General features: G+C 56.6%; 18 protein-coding genes, 1 tRNA gene and 1 riboswitch. Of the genes, 11 read left to right on the top strand and 8 right to left on the bottom strand.

Going from position 1 to position 19,636, the window contains the following annotated elements:
• Positions 1–3: 3 nt before the first annotated feature.
• The 3 genes from cobW to AC2FGB_RS00345 form a co-directional block, all read right to left on the bottom strand.
• Positions 4–1,059: a cobalamin biosynthesis protein CobW gene (gene cobW / locus AC2FGB_RS00335; protein WP_142632900.1), complete on the bottom strand. Its 1,056-nt coding sequence runs from the start codon at positions 1,057–1,059 to the stop codon at positions 4–6.
• Between the two features lie 2 nt (positions 1,060–1,061).
• The gene (locus AC2FGB_RS00340; RefSeq protein ID WP_142632902.1) at positions 1,062–1,436 is read right to left on the bottom strand and encodes a DUF1636 family protein; all 375 of its coding nucleotides are present in this window, start codon (positions 1,434–1,436) and stop codon (positions 1,062–1,064) included.
• A 92-nt stretch (positions 1,437–1,528) separates the two neighbouring features.
• A riboswitch (cobalamin riboswitch) is annotated at positions 1,529–1,735 on the bottom strand.
• Positions 1,736–2,086: 351 nt separating this feature from the next.
• Positions 2,087–2,160, bottom strand: a tRNA-Cys gene (locus tag AC2FGB_RS00345).
• A gap of 228 nt (positions 2,161–2,388) precedes the next feature.
• Here AC2FGB_RS00345 and AC2FGB_RS00350 point away from each other — a divergent pair.
• From AC2FGB_RS00350 to AC2FGB_RS00360, 3 genes are all read left to right on the top strand, one after another.
• Entirely contained in the window at positions 2,389–3,042 is a 654-nt protein-coding gene (locus tag AC2FGB_RS00350; protein ID WP_142635071.1) for a protein-L-isoaspartate O-methyltransferase family protein, read from the top strand.
• A 95-nt stretch (positions 3,043–3,137) separates the two neighbouring features.
• Entirely contained in the window at positions 3,138–4,556 is a 1,419-nt protein-coding gene (locus AC2FGB_RS00355) for a TolC family outer membrane protein (protein WP_496693357.1), read from the top strand.
• A gap of 75 nt (positions 4,557–4,631) precedes the next feature.
• Complete coding sequence (locus AC2FGB_RS00360; RefSeq protein ID WP_496693358.1) at positions 4,632–5,348, top strand: hypothetical protein; 717 nt, start codon at positions 4,632–4,634, stop codon at positions 5,346–5,348.
• 3 nt (positions 5,349–5,351) lie between these two features.
• Here AC2FGB_RS00360 and AC2FGB_RS00365 read toward each other — a convergent pair whose 3' ends face one another.
• Positions 5,352–6,809, bottom strand: coding sequence for a cobyric acid synthase (locus tag AC2FGB_RS00365; protein ID WP_282027318.1), 1,458 nt, complete (start codon positions 6,807–6,809; stop codon positions 5,352–5,354).
• A gap of 204 nt (positions 6,810–7,013) precedes the next feature.
• Positions 7,014–7,334 (bottom strand): DUF6280 family protein, encoded by a 321-nt coding sequence (locus tag AC2FGB_RS00370; RefSeq protein ID WP_108785849.1) that lies wholly within the window; start codon positions 7,332–7,334, stop codon positions 7,014–7,016.
• 218 nt (positions 7,335–7,552) lie between these two features.
• Between AC2FGB_RS00370 and efp the strand changes: the two genes are divergently transcribed.
• Positions 7,553–8,116 (top strand): elongation factor P, encoded by a 564-nt coding sequence (efp, locus tag AC2FGB_RS00375; RefSeq protein ID WP_496693359.1) that lies wholly within the window; start codon positions 7,553–7,555, stop codon positions 8,114–8,116.
• Positions 8,117–8,179: 63 nt separating this feature from the next.
• On the opposite strand, the gene AC2FGB_RS00380 is transcribed toward efp, so the two are convergent.
• Together AC2FGB_RS00380 and ygfZ are read right to left on the bottom strand one after the other, a co-directional pair.
• Positions 8,180–9,118 (bottom strand): ABC transporter transmembrane domain-containing protein, encoded by a 939-nt coding sequence (locus AC2FGB_RS00380; RefSeq protein WP_496688577.1) that lies wholly within the window; start codon positions 9,116–9,118, stop codon positions 8,180–8,182.
• A gap of 106 nt (positions 9,119–9,224) precedes the next feature.
• Positions 9,225–9,962 carry a CAF17-like 4Fe-4S cluster assembly/insertion protein YgfZ gene (ygfZ, locus tag AC2FGB_RS00385; RefSeq protein ID WP_496693360.1) on the bottom strand — a complete coding sequence of 246 codons (738 nt, stop codon included), beginning with the start codon at positions 9,960–9,962 and terminating at the stop codon, positions 9,225–9,227.
• Between the two features lie 73 nt (positions 9,963–10,035).
• On the opposite strand from ygfZ, the gene AC2FGB_RS00390 reads away from it, so the two are divergent.
• Positions 10,036–10,710 (top strand): TIGR04283 family arsenosugar biosynthesis glycosyltransferase, encoded by a 675-nt coding sequence (locus tag AC2FGB_RS00390; protein WP_496688573.1) that lies wholly within the window; start codon positions 10,036–10,038, stop codon positions 10,708–10,710.
• An 838-nt stretch (positions 10,711–11,548) separates the two neighbouring features.
• Here AC2FGB_RS00390 and AC2FGB_RS00395 read toward each other — a convergent pair.
• The gene (locus tag AC2FGB_RS00395; RefSeq protein ID WP_496693361.1) at positions 11,549–12,418 is read right to left on the bottom strand and encodes a MurR/RpiR family transcriptional regulator; all 870 of its coding nucleotides are present in this window, start codon (positions 12,416–12,418) and stop codon (positions 11,549–11,551) included.
• Between the two features lie 156 nt (positions 12,419–12,574).
• Between AC2FGB_RS00395 and AC2FGB_RS00400 the strand changes: the two genes are divergently transcribed.
• The 6 genes from AC2FGB_RS00400 to AC2FGB_RS00425 all read left to right on the top strand — a co-directional run bounded on the left by AC2FGB_RS00400 (position 12,575) and on the right by AC2FGB_RS00425 (position 19,565).
• Positions 12,575–13,330, top strand: coding sequence for an N-formylglutamate amidohydrolase (locus tag AC2FGB_RS00400; protein ID WP_496693363.1), 756 nt, complete (start codon positions 12,575–12,577; stop codon positions 13,328–13,330).
• An 8-nt stretch (positions 13,331–13,338) separates the two neighbouring features.
• Positions 13,339–13,911: a TRAP transporter small permease subunit gene (locus tag AC2FGB_RS00405; RefSeq protein ID WP_496693364.1), complete on the top strand. Its 573-nt coding sequence runs from the start codon at positions 13,339–13,341 to the stop codon at positions 13,909–13,911.
• Complete coding sequence (locus tag AC2FGB_RS00410; protein WP_281971849.1) at positions 13,908–15,227, top strand: TRAP transporter large permease; 1,320 nt, start codon at positions 13,908–13,910, stop codon at positions 15,225–15,227. Before AC2FGB_RS00405 ends, AC2FGB_RS00410 begins: the two co-directional genes overlap by 4 nt.
• A gap of 52 nt (positions 15,228–15,279) precedes the next feature.
• Entirely contained in the window at positions 15,280–16,314 is a 1,035-nt protein-coding gene (locus tag AC2FGB_RS00415) for a TRAP transporter substrate-binding protein (RefSeq protein ID WP_142632938.1), read from the top strand.
• A 146-nt stretch (positions 16,315–16,460) separates the two neighbouring features.
• Positions 16,461–18,146, top strand: a complete 1,686-nt coding sequence (locus AC2FGB_RS00420; RefSeq protein WP_142632940.1) for a Na/Pi cotransporter family protein — start codon at positions 16,461–16,463, stop codon at positions 18,144–18,146.
• A gap of 57 nt (positions 18,147–18,203) precedes the next feature.
• On the top strand, positions 18,204–19,565 hold the full coding sequence (locus tag AC2FGB_RS00425; protein ID WP_281971850.1) for a glutamine synthetase family protein: 1,362 nt from the start codon (positions 18,204–18,206) through the stop codon (positions 19,563–19,565).
• The last annotated feature ends 71 nt before the right edge of the window (positions 19,566–19,636 follow it).

Consider the following 19,636-nt stretch of genomic DNA (forward strand, 5'->3'; position numbering starts at 1 on the left):
GGTTTACTCGGCAGCCTCGGTCACACCCACGAGGATTTCGCGGATTTCAGCCTCTTTGATGTCGTCATGCTCGGCGATGACCACCAGACGCGAGCGACGCTCTTCACCTGGCTCCCACGGGCGGTCGTACTGATGACGCACACGGGCCCCGACTGCCTGCACCAAAAGGCGCATGGGTTTGCCGGTAACAGCGGCATAGCCTTTGACCCGCAGGATGTTCAGTTCATTCGCCAGACGTTCGATATTGGCGACCAGCTGGGCCGGATCGGTCTGTTCCGGCAGCTCGACAATGATGCTTTCGAAATCATCATGCTCGTGATCGTGGTGGCCATCGTGATGGCTGGGACGTGCCTCCATGTCATCTTCGGCAGCGGCCTCAAGCCCCAGCACAACACGTACATCCACAGCGCCTTCGGCCACTTCGACCACGGGCAGCGGGCGCGGAGCCTCTGCCGCGATGATTTCCTTGGCCTTGGCGACCCCCTCGGGGCCAGCAAGATCAGGCTTGGTCAGCAGAATGATGTCGGCGCAGGAGATCTGGTCCTCGAACACCTCGGATAGCGGCGTTTCGTGATCAATCGAGTCATCGGCCAGGCGCTGGGCATCCACCGCAGCGACATTCGGGGCAAAGCGACCGGCGGCCACAGCTTCGGCATCGGCCAGAGCAATTACGCCATCCACGGTGATTTTCGAGCGGATATCCGGCCAGTCGAACGCTTTCAGCAGCGGCTTGGGCAGGGCCAAGCCAGAGGTTTCGATCAGAATGTGATCGGGGCGCGGCTCTAGCGCCATCAGCGCCTCGATGGTCGGGATGAAATCATCTGCCACGGTGCAGCAGATGCATCCATTGGCCAATTCCATGATGTTTTCCGCCGGGCAATCGGGGATCGCGCAGGATTTGAGGATATCGCCATCGACGCCAACATCTCCAAACTCGTTGACCACAATGGCCAGGCGCTTGCCCTGCGGGTTCTGCATCAGATGACGCACCAGCGTGGTCTTTCCCGAGCCCAGAAAGCCGGTGATCACAGTGACGGGCAGTTTTTCGAGATTGCTCATATCTAAGCTCCAATCGGGGGAATGCGGGCCGCACAGTTTTTGCGGAAATGTTCAGGACGTTCGCGCCATTTAACGAGGCCATCTTGGGTCGCGAGATATTTGGTCGCACCTTCAACAATGGTCTCGACATGATCGGTTTCATCGAGATGCTCATAGACAAAGGTCCAACGTTTGGGTCCGCCACGCAGCACAATCGAGCAGCCCTGATCGCAATTTGAAAGGCATTCTACTGCCTTCAAAGTGACGCCATCAGGAAGTTCTGCCTGCTCCAACGCCTTGTGCAGCAACGCCCCAGGACGATCTGCATCGTTCTCGACGGGCAGGCCGCGGCGGCAGGTGGTGCAGACCAGCAGCTCGACCGGAGTGGTCTCGGTCATGTCTCTCATCCCCCCAATCCTCTTTGTGGGGGACGGGGTTTCATGCGGGCCACGCGTGTGCACATGGACCGACACCGGAACACCCCGTCCGGTTTCATCTTCGGGTGCTGGCAGGTCTCCCGGCTTGCGGATGTCAGAGGCTGGCCTCTGGCAGATGTCCCGCCTTCCCGGCCTGTCTGGCCAGTGGCTTTGGGCACCCTCTCCGGTCACGGTCGCGGGGGCGGCTGCGTTTGACGGTAAACCGCTGACGCATTCCCTTTTCATCTGCATATGCAGACACCAACGGATCGGACATGCGGCACGGGCAGGGGGCTTGTCAAGCGCGGCCGACGCACGGAAATCATCGAGAATGGAAAAGCGACCTGCCAATGCCTGTCAGCGGCATGTTTGGTCAGCCACACGTAAAATGACCGCAGGCGAATTTGGGCTTTGCGCCTCGAAGATATCCAGACGAAAGGATTCGCGGGCCCATTACTTCAAAGGTCATATCGCGTGGAATCGATAGAGCGGTCAAATTTACTGGCCGAGCCAGTGAGTTCACCGCCTTCTGATCAATCCGGTGCCAAGCTTCACTCAGCAGAGCACTGATGTAGCGAGACGGCATGTCGCAGGCTCGAAAAACCGAATGCGAAGCAACTGCTTGAAAGTATTGGAGGCGAGTACCGGAATCGAACCGGTGTACACGGATTTGCAATCCGCTGCGTCACCACTCCGCCAACTCGCCTTTTCAAGTAATATCAAATACTTGCCGTGGTGTGACAGGCGTTTTAGCAGCTTTAATCCGGGGCGTCCAGTGGGTTCGGTCTAAATTTGAGGAACTGAAAATTGGTTCACCCAATCGGATCACTCTAAAATCTTCACGACAGACGAAAGTTTCCGCTTGCGGGCCGTTGCTGGTTTGCCCGGGATGTGGCACAAGCCCAGCAACCTTGGGAAATGAATGAGCGATCCAATGACAGATTTCGCAGCCCGCCGCCGCACCATGGTGGATACGCAGGTCCGGCCTTCGGACGTTACCAAGTTCCCGATCATTGATGCCATGCTGTCCGTCAAGCGCGAGAATTTTGTGCCAGACGCGCAACGCGAAGCCGCCTATGTCGAGGGTTTGATAGAACTTGAGGCTGGACGCTGCATTCTGGAACCGAGAACACTGGCCAAGATGTTGGATGTGCTGAACATTACCAATGATGAGGTTGTTCTGGATATTGCTCCGGCGCTGGGATATTCGACTGCTGTTGCAGCCCGTATGGCGCAGTTGGTCGTAGCGGTGGAAGCGGATGAAGCGCTAGCTGCCGAAGCGCAAACGCTGCTGATGGAGGCTGACGCGGATAATGTGGTCGTTCACGTGGGGCCGCTGGATGAGGGCGCTGCCGAGCATGGGCCTTATGACGTGGTCATGATCCAGGGCGGTGTAGAAGAGGTCCCGTCTGCATTGATTGACCAACTTAAGGATCATGGGCGTATCGCCTGCCTGTTCATGGAAGGTGATCTTGGGACCGTCCGTATAGGCCACAAATCAGGCGATCGCGTTACCTGGCGCCAGGCATTCAACGCCAGTGCACCAGTTCTGAAGGCTTTCTCGGCCGAGAGTGCATTTTCGCTATAGTCGGCGGGCAGATTTATCTGCTGCCTTGATTAGTTCAACACAAAGACGCAAACTGCCCTGAGGGCTGCGTTATTTTGATTTGAGAGGATTTCGCCATGCGTTTTGCAGCAGGAGGCAAGCTGGTCAGGACTCTGGCAGTGACTGCGGGTATTGCTCTGGGCACGTTTCCCGGTAAGGCGGTTTGGGCCGATAACCTGACTGATGCGTTCATCGGAGCTTATAATACCAGCGGTTTGCTGGAACAGAACCGGGCGCTGCTGCGGGCTGCGGACGAGGATGTGGCGATCGCGCTGTCGGCTTTGCGCCCTATTATCAACTGGACCGTCGCGGTTAGCCAAGACTATACGCGCAGCAGAAACAGTGGTGTTACGAACAGTGTTGATCCTTCGAACTTCTTCTCGGGCCTGACGCTGAGCCAGCTTTTATACGATGGCGGAGCCTCGATTCTGGGCAAGCAATCAGCGCAGGAAACGGTGCTGTCGACCCGGCAGGCGCTGATCGATATCGAACAGCAGGTCCTATTCCGCGCGGCGACCGCTTACCTGAGTGTTCTGCTGCAGGAAGAGACCGTATCGATTCGTCAAAACAACGTTGAACTGTCCGCAGAAGAGCTTCGCGCCTCGCAGGATCGTTTCGAAGTTGGGGAAGTTACCCGCACAGACGTCGCATTGTCTCAGGCTCAGCTTGCAAGCTCGCAGGCCGATCTGGCGAATGCGCGCGGCGATCTGAGCACTGCTCAGGCGGAATATGTGAACGCAGTTGGCAAACTGCCGGGCCGTACTGCTGGTCAGCCCAGCCTGCCAAGCTTGCCCCGGTCCCAGAGCGAGGCCGTCAGCCTGGCCCAACGCAATCACCCATCCATTCTGTCCGCCCAGCATCAGGTGCGCGCCCTTGATCTGGTCGTGCAGCAGCAGCGCGCGGGCCTGGGTCCGAATGTCAGCCTGAACGCTGATGCGGGCGTCACCGAGAGCTATGATGACGACGATTATGTGAATGATGCGAGTATCTCGCTGAACTTCAGCCAGCCGATCTATGCGGGTGGTCGACTCGCGGCAAGCGTGCGCCGCGCAATGGCCTCGCGGGATGGGTCACGTGCCAATCTGCTGAATGTGCAAAAGAACATTACGCAGGGTGTGTCTGATGCCTATGTCCGGTTTCAAACTGCAAGCGCAAGCCTGAGGGCCTCTTCGGAACGTGTGCGCGCCTCGGAAGTTGCGTTTGATGGTATCCGCGAAGAGGCAACTTTGGGTGCGCGGACCACTCTGGACGTGCTGGCTGCTCAGCAGGATTTGCTGGACGCACAGCTTGCAGAAATTGCTTCCAGAACCGAGCGATCTCTGGCGGCTTATCAGTTGCTGCAGGCCCAAGGTTTGCTCACGGCCGAGCGTTTGGGTCTGGCGGTTCAGATTTACGATCCGACCCTTTACTATAATCTGGTGAAGAAGGCTCCGGCACAGGTCAGCAAGCAGAGCAAAGATCTGGATCGGGTCCTGAAAGCACTGCGTCGGGATTAAAGACCTAATACTGCCTGTTGTGAGGTCTGCATTGTTTGGCTACACTCGGACCTGAGGTTAGAGCGGTAGAAAACAATGACAGACAATGTCGTGAACTCCGGGATCGAAGACGTACTGTCATCGGTCAAGCGGCTGGTCAGCGAAGAAGGTCGAAAAGTTCCCGATCTGGTGCGTTCCAAGTCAGAGCGAAAGCCAGGGCGGCTTGTTCTGACTGATGCGCTCAGGGTTGGCGAGCAAACAGGTGTCGAGACGCAGCCTTTAAAGCTGGATGCTGCGTACAGCGCTGAAAAATCGGTGAAACCGATGCTTCTGCGCGCCTGCGATGTTGTTGCGGGTGATGAAGCGGAGTCGGCTACAGAGCATTCACCTGATCCAGTTGCGGAAGAGGGCATAGCCAAAAGTCTAAGTGCCAAAATTGAGGCGCTGGAAGCCGCGATCGCCAGGACCGAAGATCAGTGGGAGCCCGACGGTGACAGCGTAGATGCCTATTCAGGAACGCCAAATCAACCGTTGGAATGGCAACCCCAAGACGAAGCCCCAGATGCAGAGACTGAGACTGTTGAAAAGGCAGTGTTTGTACGGGACCCAGAGGTATCGGTTGCCGCGGATACAACAGGTTCAGAAGCAGATGCTGCCATGTCCCGGCTTGATGACGATGGCTTGCGCTCTTTGATTGCGCAGGTTGTTCGTGAAGAACTGCAGGGCGTACTGGGTGAACGCATTACGCGGAACGTTCGAAAAATGGTTCGCCGCGAAATCTACCGTGCGTTGGCCGAGCAAAAAGCCGAGTAAAAGTCAGCCTTTAATCGGCGTTTCAGCCAGTTCCAGCAAGCGGTCCAGATCCATATGTCGTTCCAGATGGTCGGCCAGACGATCAAGCGTATCTTCGACACCGTCCTCATAGTGCAGGGTGGAAGAGACTCCCAAAAGCTGTAGGTAGTCGGCCCGAAATTGATCGGATGAGAATATACCGTGTAGGTAGCTTCCGCGTATCCGGCCAGTCCGATCAGCTGCGCCCTCCGGGCGGCCCTCGACCTCCAGCCAAGCGCGGGTGCAATCGTTGCCTTCGGTGCGGCCCATATGGATCTCATATCCGGTTAGCGGTTGGTGCCCCGGCAGGGCGCGTGCAGTCCGCAGGGTCACCTTTTTCTCGCCGACCATAACGGTATCCACATCCAACAGCCCCAATCCATCGACTGTACCTGGCCGCCCGTCCACACCATCGGGATCAGCAATGGTGTTCCCGAGCATCTGGTAGCCGCCACATAGCCCCAACACATGGCCGCCACGTCGGACATGGGCATAGAGGTCGATATCCCAGCCCTGAGCACGGAAGTAGGCCAAATCGCCAATGGTTGACTTGCTTCCGGGCAGCAGGACCAGATCGGCGTCGCCGGGCAGCGCGCGGCCAGCGGGCACGATCTCGACCGTGATGCCAGGCTCTGCCGATAGCGGATCAAGATCATCAAAATTGGCCATCCGTTCCAACTGAGGTACTGCAACCTTACAGGAACCGCCACTGTGGGACCGGATATCCATCATATCTTCGGCTGGCAGCTTCCAGGCATCGTCGAACCAAGGCACAACACCGATACAGGCCCAGCCTGTTCGAGCGGCGATGTCATCGCGACCTTCGTCGAATAGGGATACATCGCCCTTAAAGCGATTGATGGCAAAGCCTCGGATCATTGCCAGATCGCCAGCATCCAGCACGGCCTGAGTCCCGACGATCTGAGCAATTACCCCACCTCGGTGAATATCGCCGACAAGTACGACCGGCACACCCGCGGCGCAGGCGAAGCCCATATTGGCAATATCACCCTGACGCAGGTTGGTCTCGGCCGGGCTTCCGGCCCCTTCAACCAACACCAGATCAGCGTCGGTGCAGAGCCGGTCAAAACTCTGGCGCGCGGCTGTCATCAGCTTGGATTTATCCTTGCGGTAATCGCCAGCCTGCATCGTTCCGGCGCGTTTGCCCTGAATGACGATCTGCGCGCCTGTATCTGTTTCAGGCTTCAAAAGGATCGGGTTCATATCCGTATGTGTGGCGCGTCGTGCCGCCAACGCTTGTAGGGCTTGCGCGCGCCCGATCTCGCCACCATTTTCGGTTACTGCGGCGTTATTCGACATGTTCTGCGGTTTGAACGGGGCAACCCGCAGGCCTCGGCGCGTATAGGCGCGTGCCAATCCGGCCACCAGAACCGATTTTCCAACATTGCTGCCTGTGCCCTGAATCATGATGGCGCGAACCATGCCGTGTCTCCTGTTAGCTAACGCGCAGATGACCTGATTTGACGGTGAAGGGAAAGCCCCGGATGACGCGGCATTGTCATCATTTTTCAGTCATCGGGTGAGGGCGCAGTTTCGCACCGGAATTCATATTCGGGGTCTATGCAACAAAAAAACACGCCTCCATCAATAGGAGGCGCGTTTTTTCAAACAGACTCGTGTCTGTGATCAGGCGGCTTCGGCCTGTTGGGCGGCGTTGCGGCGCTCGCTTTCTTCGCGCGAAAGAGCGACCGAAGTCCGCACACCGCGACCAACGAAATCCATCAATCCGCTGACAACCCGTTCATTTGGGTCGATACCCGCGCAAGACAGCACTTCGCGCCCATCGCGCGAGCGTGCCCAGCGGGCGATCTGTTCTGGGCCATTGCCATACTTTTTGTCGTCGGCGATAGCATCATCCAGCGCAGCCAAAACGACGGCTGCGAAAAGTTTACGAGCACGGTTGCCTTGCTCATTGTTAAAGGCGGTGCCGTCAACGAAATCTCTCATCTCGTCTTCCTTGTTGTTCTTGCTCTTGCATTTTCGGCGTGACGGTTCTTATGACCTATTAAGTGCGATTCGGATACACCTAATGTGCATAGTTGCGTTGCGTCACGCGCATAGCTTGCTGCGGCTGCAGCACAAGGTGTCGTTGTCTTGTCAGGTGCGGCCACGCCAGATATAGGGTGCGCGACTGACGCATCAACCGTTTGTGAAGGATTTAAGTCATGCCCAAGGTAAATGGGAACGAAATTCGCCCCGGCAATGTGCTTGAGCATAACGATGGGCTATGGGCCGCTGTCAAAGTTGATCATGTAAAGCCCGGTAAAGGCGGGGCTTTTGCACAGGTCGAACTGCGCAATCTGCGCAATGGTTCCAAACTGAACGAACGTTTCCGCTCAGCTGACAAGGTCGAGCGTGTTCGCCTGGAACAGAAAGACCAGCAGTTTCTATACGAATCCGACGGCATGTTGGTGTTCATGGATTCCGAGACCTATGAGCAGATCGAACTGTCCGCTGATCTGTTGGGTGATCGCCGCCCGTTTCTGCAGGACGGCATGACTATCGTCGTAGAATTTTACGAAAGTGAGGCACTGAACGCCAAACTGCCACAGAAAGTGACGTGCAAGATCGTCGAGACCGAGCCTGTGGTCAAAGGTCAGACCGCTGCGAACTCGTTCAAACCGGCCGTTCTGGACAATGGTGTAAAAGTCATGGTGCCACCATTTGTGGGCCAAGATGAAATGATCGTGGTGAATACTGAAACCATGGACTATTCGGAACGCGCGTAACTGCACTTCTGCTTCAAGACACCGAGAACCGCGACAGCCCGCGCTGCGCGGTTCTTTCTATTTTTAGTCTTTGACGCGTCGGTATTTTTCGGGGTTCGGGCCAAATAGTTCGAGCATCAGTTCGAATTTGATCCGGTTTGCGCTGACCTGGCGATAATAGGCGATCAGAAAAGCCGTGGGGCCTTGAATACGGCTGAGCCCACTGGTGGCGGCAACAACTGTGCCGACATCGGTTCTGCCCTGAAGGACAAGCCAGCCACCCAGCATCAGAACCCCAACCGTCCCGGCGCCATTGATCACGCTTAGAAGGAATTTGGCCGAGAGCTTCCAGATGAACATCTTTCGGCGAGTTTCGTAGATTTCGTCGAATTCCGCTTCGATCTCGTGCGCGGCCGCGTCAATCTTTTCTGCTGTCAAACTGTCGGTGGCGCGGCGCAGTATACGAACGCGTTCGGCGACAAAGACGTTCACTTTGCGTTGCGAAACCAGAACGATGATGATCTGCGGCGCGACCATCGAAAAAGCGATCAAACCCAACCCCGGCTGTGTAGACGAGATATAACCAATCACGCTGATCAGAGTGCCGATTTGGACCACCGGGTCGGAAAAGGCACCGCCTGCGAATTTACCCAGCTCTTCTGCTTCGGCAGAAATGGCGGTAGTCATGGTCCCCTTGCGCATGGTCTCGCCGGTTTCATCCAGATCGGCGGACCGGACCAGCAGCCTTTGCCGGATCAGGCGGATCATATCCTCGCCCAATGTTCCCGCCCGATAGCCGAGCAGCCATTTCAGCCCCAGGCTCAGCAAGATAACCACCATCATACCCGCACCAAGCAGGATCATTCGGTCCACAGATACATCGTCCGAGGTCAGGTGGTTGATGATATCGCGCTGAAACTCCAGCGGGACGGCTGCCAGAGCGGCAACCGCAATAGACAGGATGATAAGGATGATCTGCCGGGCGGAACTGGCACGCCAAATTGCTTTATACAGACGAAACATCAACTCACCCGGATCACTGAACCAAACCTAGTTTGGCAGCCTGTGCTGGGCGGATCAAATGGTTCCGGGGCTGGCGGGGCCATGACCAGGCTGTATTCGAGAATTTTCATTCCTTCAGGCGCACGGTCGCGTCGCCCGCCTGCATATCACCCTTGGCCCTGTCGAGCCTGAGATATGCGATCCCCTGGCCATCCGCTTGGGTAAACAGGCGCCCCACGGATTTCCCGTCAGCAGTTATTTCGGTTCCGACAGGCGTGGTGCCCGCGACATTTACCGTGCGCAGCCCTTTACGCAGCTCGGTCTTGTGTTTCATGCGCGCGGTCACTTCCTGACCGACATAACACCCTTTTTTGAAATCAACGCCGTTCAGCAACTCGAACCCTGATTCCAGAATATAGCTGTCCGCGGTCAGTTCGATTCCGGTTTCGGGAATGCAATGGAGCACGCGGATCGCGTTCCAATCGGTTCCGTCCTCGCTTTCGGCATCTTCCGTATATGCGCGCCAGCCCATATCTGAATGGCGCGGATCGGGCAGGGCCCCATCGGGTGCCAGGCCAGTGCCGCGTTGCAGATTCAGGCCGCTGGCTTCGATCGTTAGGTCGGCGCGCAGCTTGTACATGCTCAGACGTTTGACCAATCCGTCGGCAATAACCTCGGCGACGTCCAGCAAGATATCGTCGCCCTGGCGTTTCAAAAAGAAATCGGCCAGATACTTGCCCTGTGGGGTCAGTAGGGCCGCGTAGACCAGACCATTATCAAGCCCGGCAATGTCATTGGTCACCAGCCCCTGCAAGAAGCTGTTAACGTCGGCACCGGTTAGGCGCAGAATGCGGCGATTGGGCATGGCAGAGTCCTCGTCTTTTCCATGGTGCTCGTGATATATGAGAAGTCGCTCATAAGACCAGAGGATATCCGACGTGCCGGCACCGATCAGTATTGTAATTCCAACCCTGAACGCGGCCGAAACCTTGCCTGCGACACTTGGGGCGCTGATGGAAGGGCTGCGCGCAGGGTTGATCCACGAGCTAATTGTGTCGGACGCTGGCTCCGCCGACAAAACCCATGAAATCGCAGAGAATGCTGGGGCCAGGATCGTGACCGGAGAAGCCTCGCGCGGGGGGCAGCTGCGCCGTGGCTGTGCAGCCGCCAAAGCCGATTGGCTGTTGGTACTTCATGCGGATACGGTTTTGCAGGACGGGTGGAGCAATGTTGTGCGGGATCATCTGCCCTCCGGGCGACCTGCGGCGTTCAGACTGGCCTTTGTGGCCGCGGGCTTTGCGCCATCCTGGGTTGCCGGATGGGCCAATCTTCGTAGCCGGATCTTTGGGTTGCCCTATGGTGACCAGGGCTTGCTAGTCCGGCGTTCTGAATATCAAGATGCAGGCGGTTTCCCGGAACAGCCCTTGATGGAGGACGTGGCGCTTGCCAAAGAGTTGCGCCGCATCACGCTGTTGTCCGCCCGCGCCTTTACGAGCGCGGACCGGTACGAACGGGCGGGGTGGTTGCGTCGTGGTGGTCGGAATCTGTGGACTCTGACCCGCTATCTTCTGGGCGCTGATCCCGAGCGGTTGGCGCGGGCGTACCGGCAGTAAGCGTCGTTCTGAGTTCGACAATGGATTTGCCCAGCCGGAACGGGGCGGCGAAACTGACAAGGCACAGCGCAATGATCTGAAGCACCAGAATATGCCCGTTTTCCTGCAAATATTCCCATTCATCCTTAAGCTTGCCAACCTGAGTGACAAGATCATCGTAACTTTGAGCCAAGATCAAATAGTCGCCTGCGATTGCGGGAACTTTCCTGCGCAGATTGTCGATAGCTTCCTGTGTCGAGTCATCCAGCGTTGTGAACACAAGAAACTGGTCGACGTCGAATGAGTGCACCTTCGATGTCATCGCGCGCATGTCATCGCGCTCTTCCCGGGCCTGCCGTCCAAACAGGAATTGTAGCCCCCTCAGAGGGGCGACTTCGTTTGTTACGGCAATAAACAAGGGCAGGTCAGCGTTGCTTGCGGTTGAGGCTGAAAGGAACTCAACTTTTTCGCACAGCGCTCCGATATCCTTGTCATAGGCCGGGTCGCAGAACCGCAAACGAAACCGCGCGGCGTCGCGGTCAAAGGCAAGCGTTGCGGCATAGGCAACGTCAATCTGCCGGTCCAGACGGGAACTGTCCGCTGTATAAAGCCCGGCCATCACCGCAACCAATGCGCCGACCCCGCCCAGAACCACCCAGACCAGATCAGCCAGTTTCCATGCGCGATGCCCGGCTGGCTTGCGAAACAGGAACGCTGTGCCAACTGTGCCGATCAGAAAAAACAGAATCAGCAGCGGCAGCTGGTTTTCGGTAATAAATGTCATGGAAACAAAGTGACCAACCGCCGGTCAAGTGGCAACACTCCTCACGGGCAGTTGTAGTTTTGGAACAATCCGAAGCTAAGAGCCCGAACTTTGACCGAATTTCCTAAACAGCTTGGTGCGATCAAAGGCCTGTTCCAGTTCGACCGTGCGATCTTTGACCGAATCCCAAAGCCGTTCCTGAACTTCGGCTATGGCGCATTCCATCAGGGTCAGTATCGCAGCCATCGAATCCCAGGCAGAAGGCACCGAGATGCGCGCCGCGAATGTGTGTTTGGCCAGCCGGTGGATTGGCGAGCGCCACTGATCGGTCAACAGCGCGATTTCGGCCCCGCGCTCGTGGCAGAGCTGACCAATCAGCAGGCTCGCATTCTCATAGCGCCGGACATCCAGCGCGATCAGCACATCCCCTTGACGCACGTCCAACAGATCATGGGTCCAGGATGCGGCGACCGGCAACAGGCGGACATCCGGTCGGATCATTTGCAGGTGCAGATACAGGTATTGCGCCAGTGTTCCGGTAATGCGGCCACCGGTGATGAAAATACGCCGGTTCTGATCGCTCAACAGGCTGCAGAAGCTATCGAATTCGTCGGGGTCGATCTCGTCGATTGTGCGCTTCTGGTTGGCCAGAGAACGCTGGGAATAGCGGTTGAGGATATGTTCTTCGGGCAGGTCATTCTGCCAGACATCACGTTTGGCTACTGGCCCCGAGATCATTTCTTTGACCTCACCACGCAGCGCGGCCTGAAATTGAGGATATCCGTCAAAACCGGTCTTTTGCAGCATCCGTGCAACCGTAGTGGTCGAGACTGAGGCGGTACTGGCCAATTCGGTAATACTACCCAGCCCGGCCATCGGGTAATCATCCAGCAGAACGCTGACCAGTTGCCGTTCAGACGGGGTCATCTTGTCCCGATGGGCCAGAAGCCTGTCTGTCACCCGCACTGGCGTGTCCTCCTATTATGCGACCAGACCATAATGTGAATAATTTTTCAGCAAGATCAAGCTTGGAAAAATTTATACAGAAAAAATATTGACAGGATGATGCGGTCTGTGGAAATTTTTCCACAATGTCTCATTTTGGAATCGCAGGACGGTAGATTGGACTTCGGCAAAGTTGTTCATACGGATTTGGCGGGCAATGCGCCTGTGGTCGTGCTGGTGTGCGAACATGCGTCTAATCGTATCCCGGCTTTTCTGGGCGATATGGGGCTAAGCGCTGAAGCACGCGAAAGTCATATTGCCTGGGATCCAGGCGCACTGGTCGTGGCGCAGGCTATGGCCAAACGCATGTCAGCACCTTTGGTCCATGGCGGGGTGTCTCGGCTGGTCTATGACTGCAATCGCCCGCCCGAGGCGGCGGGTGCAATGCCGATCCGCAGCGAGGATTACGAAATCCCGGCGAACATCAACATGTCGCCCGAGCAGCGAGTGGCCAGAATCGAAAACGTGTATCAGCCGTTTTGCGCCGCTCTGTCGGATTTGATCGATCAGCACAGCGCTTCACTTAGGCTGATGGTGACAATCCACAGTTTCACGCCGATCTATCTGGGGCAGAAACGGCAGGTCGAACTGGGTATTCTGCACGGTGTGGACAACCAGTTTGCCACAGCGATGATGGCTGACGAAGCTATCGGCAGCCCTTTTCTCATCAGGCTGAATGAGCCTTATTCTGCGGCGGATGGAGTAGCTCATACACTGGATACCCAGGCGCTGCCCCACCGCTTGCTGAACGTGATGATCGAGATCCGCAATGACTTGATCCGCACGCCTAAGCAGCAGGCAGAGATGGCCGATTGCCTGGTGCCCTGGATTGCGCGTGTTCTGTCCGGTTTTCAGGAAGGGGCGTCAGCGTGATCAAAGCGATGAGCGCATATGTCCGTATCGTGGATGCGATCAACTATCGGATCGGGCGGGTCATGATGTGGGGCCTGTTTGTCATGATGGGCATCCTGCTGTGGTCTTCGATATCAAAGACCTTCTTCCTACCGTCGCTCTGGACACTTGAAATGGCACAGTTTGCGATGGTGACCTATTACATCATGGGTGGGCCATATTCGATCCAGCTGGGTTCGAATGTGCGCATGGACCTGTTTTACCACAACTGGAGCCCCCAACGAAAAGCGTGGTTCGATGCGTTCACCGTGCTTTTGCTGATCCTCTATCTGGGTGTGCTGTTCTACGGTGGGCTTGGATCGACGGCGTACAGCCTTGGTTATTGGGGCGACGAACCCATTTCCTACTTCACCGGACTGCTGACCGGCAGTGAAGAGATCGGTCGGCTTGAACGTTCCTCGACCGCGTGGCGACCGTATATCTGGCCGGTCAAATCCATCATGGTGTTGGGCTTCTTCCTGATGTTGCTGCAGGCAGTCTCGGAATTTTTCAAAGACATTGCGCGGATCAACGGGCAGGAAATCGGGGTACAGCGGGCATGAGCCAGGAATATATCGCCATCTTCATGTTCGCGTTGATGATGCTGATGCTGTTCACAGGTCAGCGCGTTTTTGGTGCGATCGGTGCGGTTGCGACGATCGCGGCGCTTTCATTGTGGGGAACCGGAGGGCAGGACATCACATTTTCAGCCGCGATGAAGCTGATGAAGTGGTATCCGCTGCTGACCCTGCCAATGTTCATTTTCATGGGCTATGTGCTCAGCGAAAGCAGGCTGGCGGATGACCTGTATCGCATGTTCCATGTCTGGATGGGACCGGTGAATGGCGGGCTTGCCATCGGGACGATTGGTTTGATGGTCTTGGTTTCTGCCATGAATGGCCTCAGCGTGGCCGGGATGGCGATTGGGGCCACCATTGCGCTGCCCGAACTGCTGCGGCGTGGGTATGACAAGACGATGGTGACCGGTGTTATTCAGGCCGGGTCCAGTCTGGGTATCCTTGTACCGCCTTCGGTGGTTCTGGTGCTGTATGCGATGATCGCCCGTCAACCTGTGGGACAGTTATGGCTGGCGGGGATCGTGCCCGGCCTGATGATGGCTGGCATGTTCATTCTTTATATATGGATCCGCTGTCGCATTCAGCCCGAGCTTGGTCCAGCGATGAAAGACGCGCACGAGGTTCCGCGGGCCGAGAAAATCCGGTTGCTGGGCGCGGGTGCGTTGCCGCTGATTATCTTCGCTGCGATGATGGTGCCCTTTGTGAACGGGTGGACGTCACTGGTTGAAAGTTCGGCCATCGGAGCGCTGGCGGCATTGGTGGTTTCGGTGGCCAAACGTCGAATGACCTGGGCGATTTTTGAAACCTGTACCAAGCATACGCTGGCGATATCGTGCATGTTCATGTGGATCATCCTGGCTGCACTGGGCTTTGGCGCGGTTTTCGACGGGCTTGGTGCGGTGAAGGCAATCGACAACTTGTTCACCGACCAGTTGGGCCTGTCACCCTGGATGATCCTGATCTTGATGCAGCTCAGCTTTATTGTCATGGGCACGTTTCTGGACGACACCGCGATGCTGGTCATTGTCGCCCCGCTTTATGTACCGCTGGTTGGTGCGCTGGGCTTTGACTTGATTTGGTACGGGGTTCTGTACACGATCACCACACAGATCGCCTATATGACACCGCCTTTCGGCTATAACCTATTTCTGATGCGCGCGATGGCCCCACCAGAAATCACGCTGAGGGATATCTATGGCTCGATCTTTCCGTTCGTCGCCGTGATGGTTCTGGCGCTTACGATTATCATGATCTTCCCGGAACTGGCTCTTTGGCTGCCCGGCTATGTCTATGGAAATTAACAAGAATGCCTTTCGAAGAGGCACGAAGCACTTCAACAGAGAGGAAATTGACATGACGACAAGACGTAAGTTTCTGAAAACCGCCGGGGTAGGGGTCGCAGCCGCACCTCTGGCCGCACCGGCGCTGGCTCAAAGCACGATCACGTGGCGCATGCAGACCTATGCCGGTCCTGCGCTGGCGGCGCATGTGATCGACCCGGCAATCGAGATGTTCAACAAGATCGCCGGTGACCGGATGCAGATCGAGCTGTTCTATGCTGACCAGCTTGTTCCGACAGGCGAACTGTTCCGTGCCATGCAGAAAGGTACCATTGATGCGGTACAGTCCGATGATGACTCAATGGCGTCGCCCACCGATGTCACAGTGTTCGGCGGCTATTTCCCGTTTGCCTCGCGCTATTCCCTGGATGTACCGGTTCTGTTCAATCAGTACGGTCTGAACGAAATCTGGGACGAAGAATACTCGAAAGTCGGGGTCAAGCACATCTCGGCGGGCGCCTGGGACCCGTGCCATTTCGCCACCAAGGACCCAATCAACAGCCTGGCGGATCTGCAAGGCAAGCGTGTCTTCACTTTCCCAACAGCGGGTCGCTTCCTCAGCCAGTTCGGTGTGGTACCAGTTACACTGCCATGGGAAGATATCGAGGTCGCCGTACAGACCGGCGAGTTGGACGGCATCGCATGGTCGGGCATCACCGAGGATTACACTGTCGGCTGGGCGGATGTGACCAACTACTTCCTGACCAACAACATCTCAGGCGCCTGGGCCGGGTCTTTCTTTGCCAACATGGATCGCTGGAACGAGTTGCCGGAAGATTTGCAAACCCTGTTCCGTGTATGCTGTGACCAGTCGCATTATTACCGCCAGTGGTGGTACTGGGGCGGCGAGGCCAGCTTGCGGGTCAATGGAGACAAAATGCAGCTGACCACGATCCCGGATGAGGAATGGGCACAGGTCGAAGGCGCGGCAATCGCATTCTGGGATGAGATTGCAGCAGAATCTGAGATCAAGGCGAGGGTTGTTGAGATATTCAAGCAATACAACGCCGACATGCTCAAGGCCGGTCGGCCTTATCGTTACGGATAATAAGCAACTTCCCGACGCGGGTAACTCCTCTCGCGTCGGGTTTGGACATCACCTGGCGACACCTCTTATGTTCATATCAATCCCAATAACAGAGATGCGAAACCGGATGCACAGTGCTGCTCACCGGTCGGACGGGGTATGAACACATGGCCATCGCTGGTTTTCTGATCGAGATTTTTGCCGCAACCATGTTGCTGCTTTTCGCCGTTCGCTTGGTTCGTACGGGGATTGAGCGGCGATTTGGCGCGCTATTTCAATCGCTTTTGACCCGACATTCAAACAGTTTTGTCGCCGGTGGCGCGGGTATGGTTCTGGCTACGATCCTGCAAAGTTCAGCCGCCGTGGCGGTTTTGCTGACAGGGTTTGCGGCGGCCGGAATGGTCAGTTTTGGCATCGCCCTGGCGGGGGTTTTGGGGGCCGATCTGGGATCGGCTCTGGTCATTCAGATACTGTCTTATGATTTGGGATGGTTGCAGCCGGTATTGCTGGCGCTGGGCGGGTGGCTCTACCTCAAATCCGATCGGGCAAATGTTCGCCTGATGGGGCGGATTGTTCTGGGTGTGGCCTTCATTTTGGTATCACTGCAATTTTTGCGCGATGCAGTTGATCCGATCCGTGAAAGTGCCTTTTTGCCAGCTATCGCGGGCTATCTTGAAAGCGACTATTTCAGTGCCTTCATCGTTGGGGCTGTGCTTGCCTTTGTCATGCACAGCTCGGTTGCGACAATCCTGATGTGCGTGACGCTGGTACAGATCGGGGCAATCCCATTCGCGGCGGGTTTGTCGTTGGTATTGGGGGCAAATTTGGGCTCGGCCTTTATTCCGATCTGGTTGACGCGCGACCAGATCGTTTCGGCCCGCCGGATACCGATAGCCAACCTGTTGCTGCGCGGCAGTGCGGCGCTTGTGATGCTGTTTGCTGTCAACGTCACCGGGACCCATGCCGCATTGATGATCAGCGGGCCGGGGCAATCGTTGATCTTTGCCCATATCGGTTTCAACCTCGTGGTGTTTCTGCTGGCAACCGGATTCGTCACCCGGATGGAAGCGCCGATGGCTTTGCTCATGCCCGAGACCGACCCTGAATCTGGTGTGGCAGATCAGTTCTCGGGTGCTCTTAATCCGCTAGGCGACCCCAGCGCCACAGGCCCTGATGTTGCGATGTCCTCGGTGCGCCACGAATTGTTGCAGATGGTCACGCAGGTCGAACGCATGTTCCGCCCGGTGCTGGATATCTATGAGCGTGACGACATTGATACCATTGCTGCCCTGTCGCAGCAGGATGAAATGGTAAACGCCCAGTTGACGGAAATCCGACGCTTTGTCGCGCGGTTGCCGCGGCAGAATATGAGCAAGTCTCAGATCAAAGCCGCCCGTGGTCTGGTGGAATACGCTATTCGGCTCGAGGCCGCTGGAGATGTCGTGTCGAACAGAATGACGCGTTCAGCAAAGATTAAACACATGGAAAGGGCCGAGTTTTCCGCCCAGGGGTGGAAAGAACTCAAGGATTTACACGCCACCATTCAGGAAAGTTTTTCGCTGGCGCGACACGTTTTGTTGGTGGATGACGTCGACTGTGCCCGCCGTCTTGTTCTGGACAAGGCCGAGATCAAAAGGATGTCCCGCGACAGCCGCAAGGCGCATCTAAAGCGGCTGGAGCGTGGTCAAACGGAAAGTTTCCAGTCCAGCGATCTGCATCTGGAGGCACTGCGCGCTATGCGCGATCTGCACGGCCATATCGCGGCCATCGCCTATCCGATCCTCTACAAAAGCGGACAGGTTCTGGAAACGCGGTTGGTTATGGAAATGGAGAAAGAAGCGGCCGAAGACTAACGGCCGTCGATGGGAACAGGGGCGCGGTGGGCCCGATTGTGATGAAGGATGAACATGATGGGTCATGATGTTGTGTTGGCGGACCTCAAAACCAAGGTTGAAGCAGGTGAAGTAGACACCGTTCTTGTTTGCATGGTGGACATGCAGGGGCGGCTGATGGGCAAACGGTTTCATGCCGGTCACTTTGTGGCAGGCGCTTGGCAAGAGACCCATTGCTGCAATTATCTGTTGGCGACAGATCTGGAAATGGGCACGCCTGACGGATATGCCTCGACCAGCTGGGAGCGGGGCTATGGCGATTACGTCATGAAACCTGATCTCAGCACTTTGCGCCCGGTGCCGTGGCTTGAGGGCACGGTGATGGTGATGTGCGATGTTCTGGATCACCACACGCATGAAGAGATCCCGCACGCGCCCCGGTCGATCCTGAAGAAACAGGTCAAACGCCTGAAAGCCATGGGTTACGACGCGATGTGCGCCACCGAGTTGGAGTTCTTTTTGTTTGAGAAGAGCTTTGACCAGATCCGCAAGGAAGGCTTTCGCGATCTGGCGCCGATCTCGGGCTATAATGAGGATTATCATATCCTGCAGACCACCAAGGAAGAGCATGTGATGCGTCCCATCCGCAATCATTTGTGGAACGCGGGCATCCCGGTCGAGAATACGAAGGGCGAGGCCGAGACCGGTCAAGAAGAGTTGAACATCAAATACGCCGCCGCCATGGAAACGGCCGAGTATCACTCGATCGCCAAGAATGCGGTGAAGGAAATCGCCTGGCAGCACGGGCATGCGGCCACGTTCCTGCCGAAATGGCATCATGACAAGGTTGGTAGTTCATCCCATGTGCATCAGTCGCTGTGGTCTGAGGGAAGGCCAATCTTTTTCGACGAAAAAGATCCGCTCGGCATGTCGGCAGTAATGAAAAGCTATATGGCCGGGTTGTTGAAATACGCTGCCGATTATACGTGTTTCATGGCCCCCTACATCAACAGCTACAAGCGTTTCCAAAAAGGAAGTTTTGCGCCGACGCGGATCATCTGGTCGGTCGACAACCGCACCGCCGGTTTCCGACTGTGTGGTGATGGAACCAAATCGGTTCGCGTGGAATGCCGTATTCCGGGCTCGGATATGAACCCGTATCTGGCGATTGCTGGTATGTTGGCGGCGGGTATCGCGGGCATCAAGGAAGGGTTGGAGCTTGAGCCACCAACCAAAGGCGATGCGTATCAGAGCGAGTCCGGCATGATCCCCGGGAACCTGCCCGCTGCGCGGGATGCCCTGCTTGGCTCAACCATGTTGCGGGCCGCTATGGGGGACGAAGTTGTTGATCACTATGCGCGCGCCGCCGAGGTGGAAATCGAGGAATTCGAAAGCGTGGTTACTGATTGGGAAATTGCCCGCGGGTTCGAAAGGGCCTGAGGGTGGACGAAGCTGGGGGCCCTGCCTGCCGCTATTGGTGCTTGAGCCAATGGCGCATCAATGACGGCCCC

It is taken from the genome of Ruegeria sp. CDSC021, assembly GCF_059610845.1.

Coding starts and splice junctions, on each gene's coding strand:
- AC2FGB_RS00365 (WP_282027318.1), bottom strand. CDS start 6,809: ATGGTTCGCGCCATCATGATTCAGGGCACAGGCAGCAATGTTGGAAAA.
- AC2FGB_RS00425 (WP_281971850.1), top strand. CDS start 18,204: ATGGGTCATGATGTTGTGTTGGCGGACCTCAAAACCAAGGTTGAAGCA.
- AC2FGB_RS00415 (WP_142632938.1), top strand. CDS start 15,280: ATGACGACAAGACGTAAGTTTCTGAAAACCGCCGGGGTAGGGGTCGCA.
- AC2FGB_RS00340 (WP_142632902.1), bottom strand. CDS start 1,436: ATGACCGAGACCACTCCGGTCGAGCTGCTGGTCTGCACCACCTGCCGC.
- AC2FGB_RS00420 (WP_142632940.1), top strand. CDS start 16,461: ATGGCCATCGCTGGTTTTCTGATCGAGATTTTTGCCGCAACCATGTTG.
- AC2FGB_RS00360 (WP_496693358.1), top strand. CDS start 4,632: ATGACAGACAATGTCGTGAACTCCGGGATCGAAGACGTACTGTCATCG.
- AC2FGB_RS00410 (WP_281971849.1), top strand. CDS start 13,908: ATGAGCCAGGAATATATCGCCATCTTCATGTTCGCGTTGATGATGCTG.
- AC2FGB_RS00405 (WP_496693364.1), top strand. CDS start 13,339: ATGAGCGCATATGTCCGTATCGTGGATGCGATCAACTATCGGATCGGG.
- AC2FGB_RS00355 (WP_496693357.1), top strand. CDS start 3,138: ATGCGTTTTGCAGCAGGAGGCAAGCTGGTCAGGACTCTGGCAGTGACT.
- AC2FGB_RS00370 (WP_108785849.1), bottom strand. CDS start 7,334: ATGAGAGATTTCGTTGACGGCACCGCCTTTAACAATGAGCAAGGCAAC.
- AC2FGB_RS00380 (WP_496688577.1), bottom strand. CDS start 9,118: ATGTTTCGTCTGTATAAAGCAATTTGGCGTGCCAGTTCCGCCCGGCAG.
- efp (WP_496693359.1), top strand. CDS start 7,553: ATGCCCAAGGTAAATGGGAACGAAATTCGCCCCGGCAATGTGCTTGAG.
- ygfZ (WP_496693360.1), bottom strand. CDS start 9,962: ATGCCCAATCGCCGCATTCTGCGCCTAACCGGTGCCGACGTTAACAGC.
- AC2FGB_RS00350 (WP_142635071.1), top strand. CDS start 2,389: ATGACAGATTTCGCAGCCCGCCGCCGCACCATGGTGGATACGCAGGTC.
- cobW (WP_142632900.1), bottom strand. CDS start 1,059: ATGAGCAATCTCGAAAAACTGCCCGTCACTGTGATCACCGGCTTTCTG.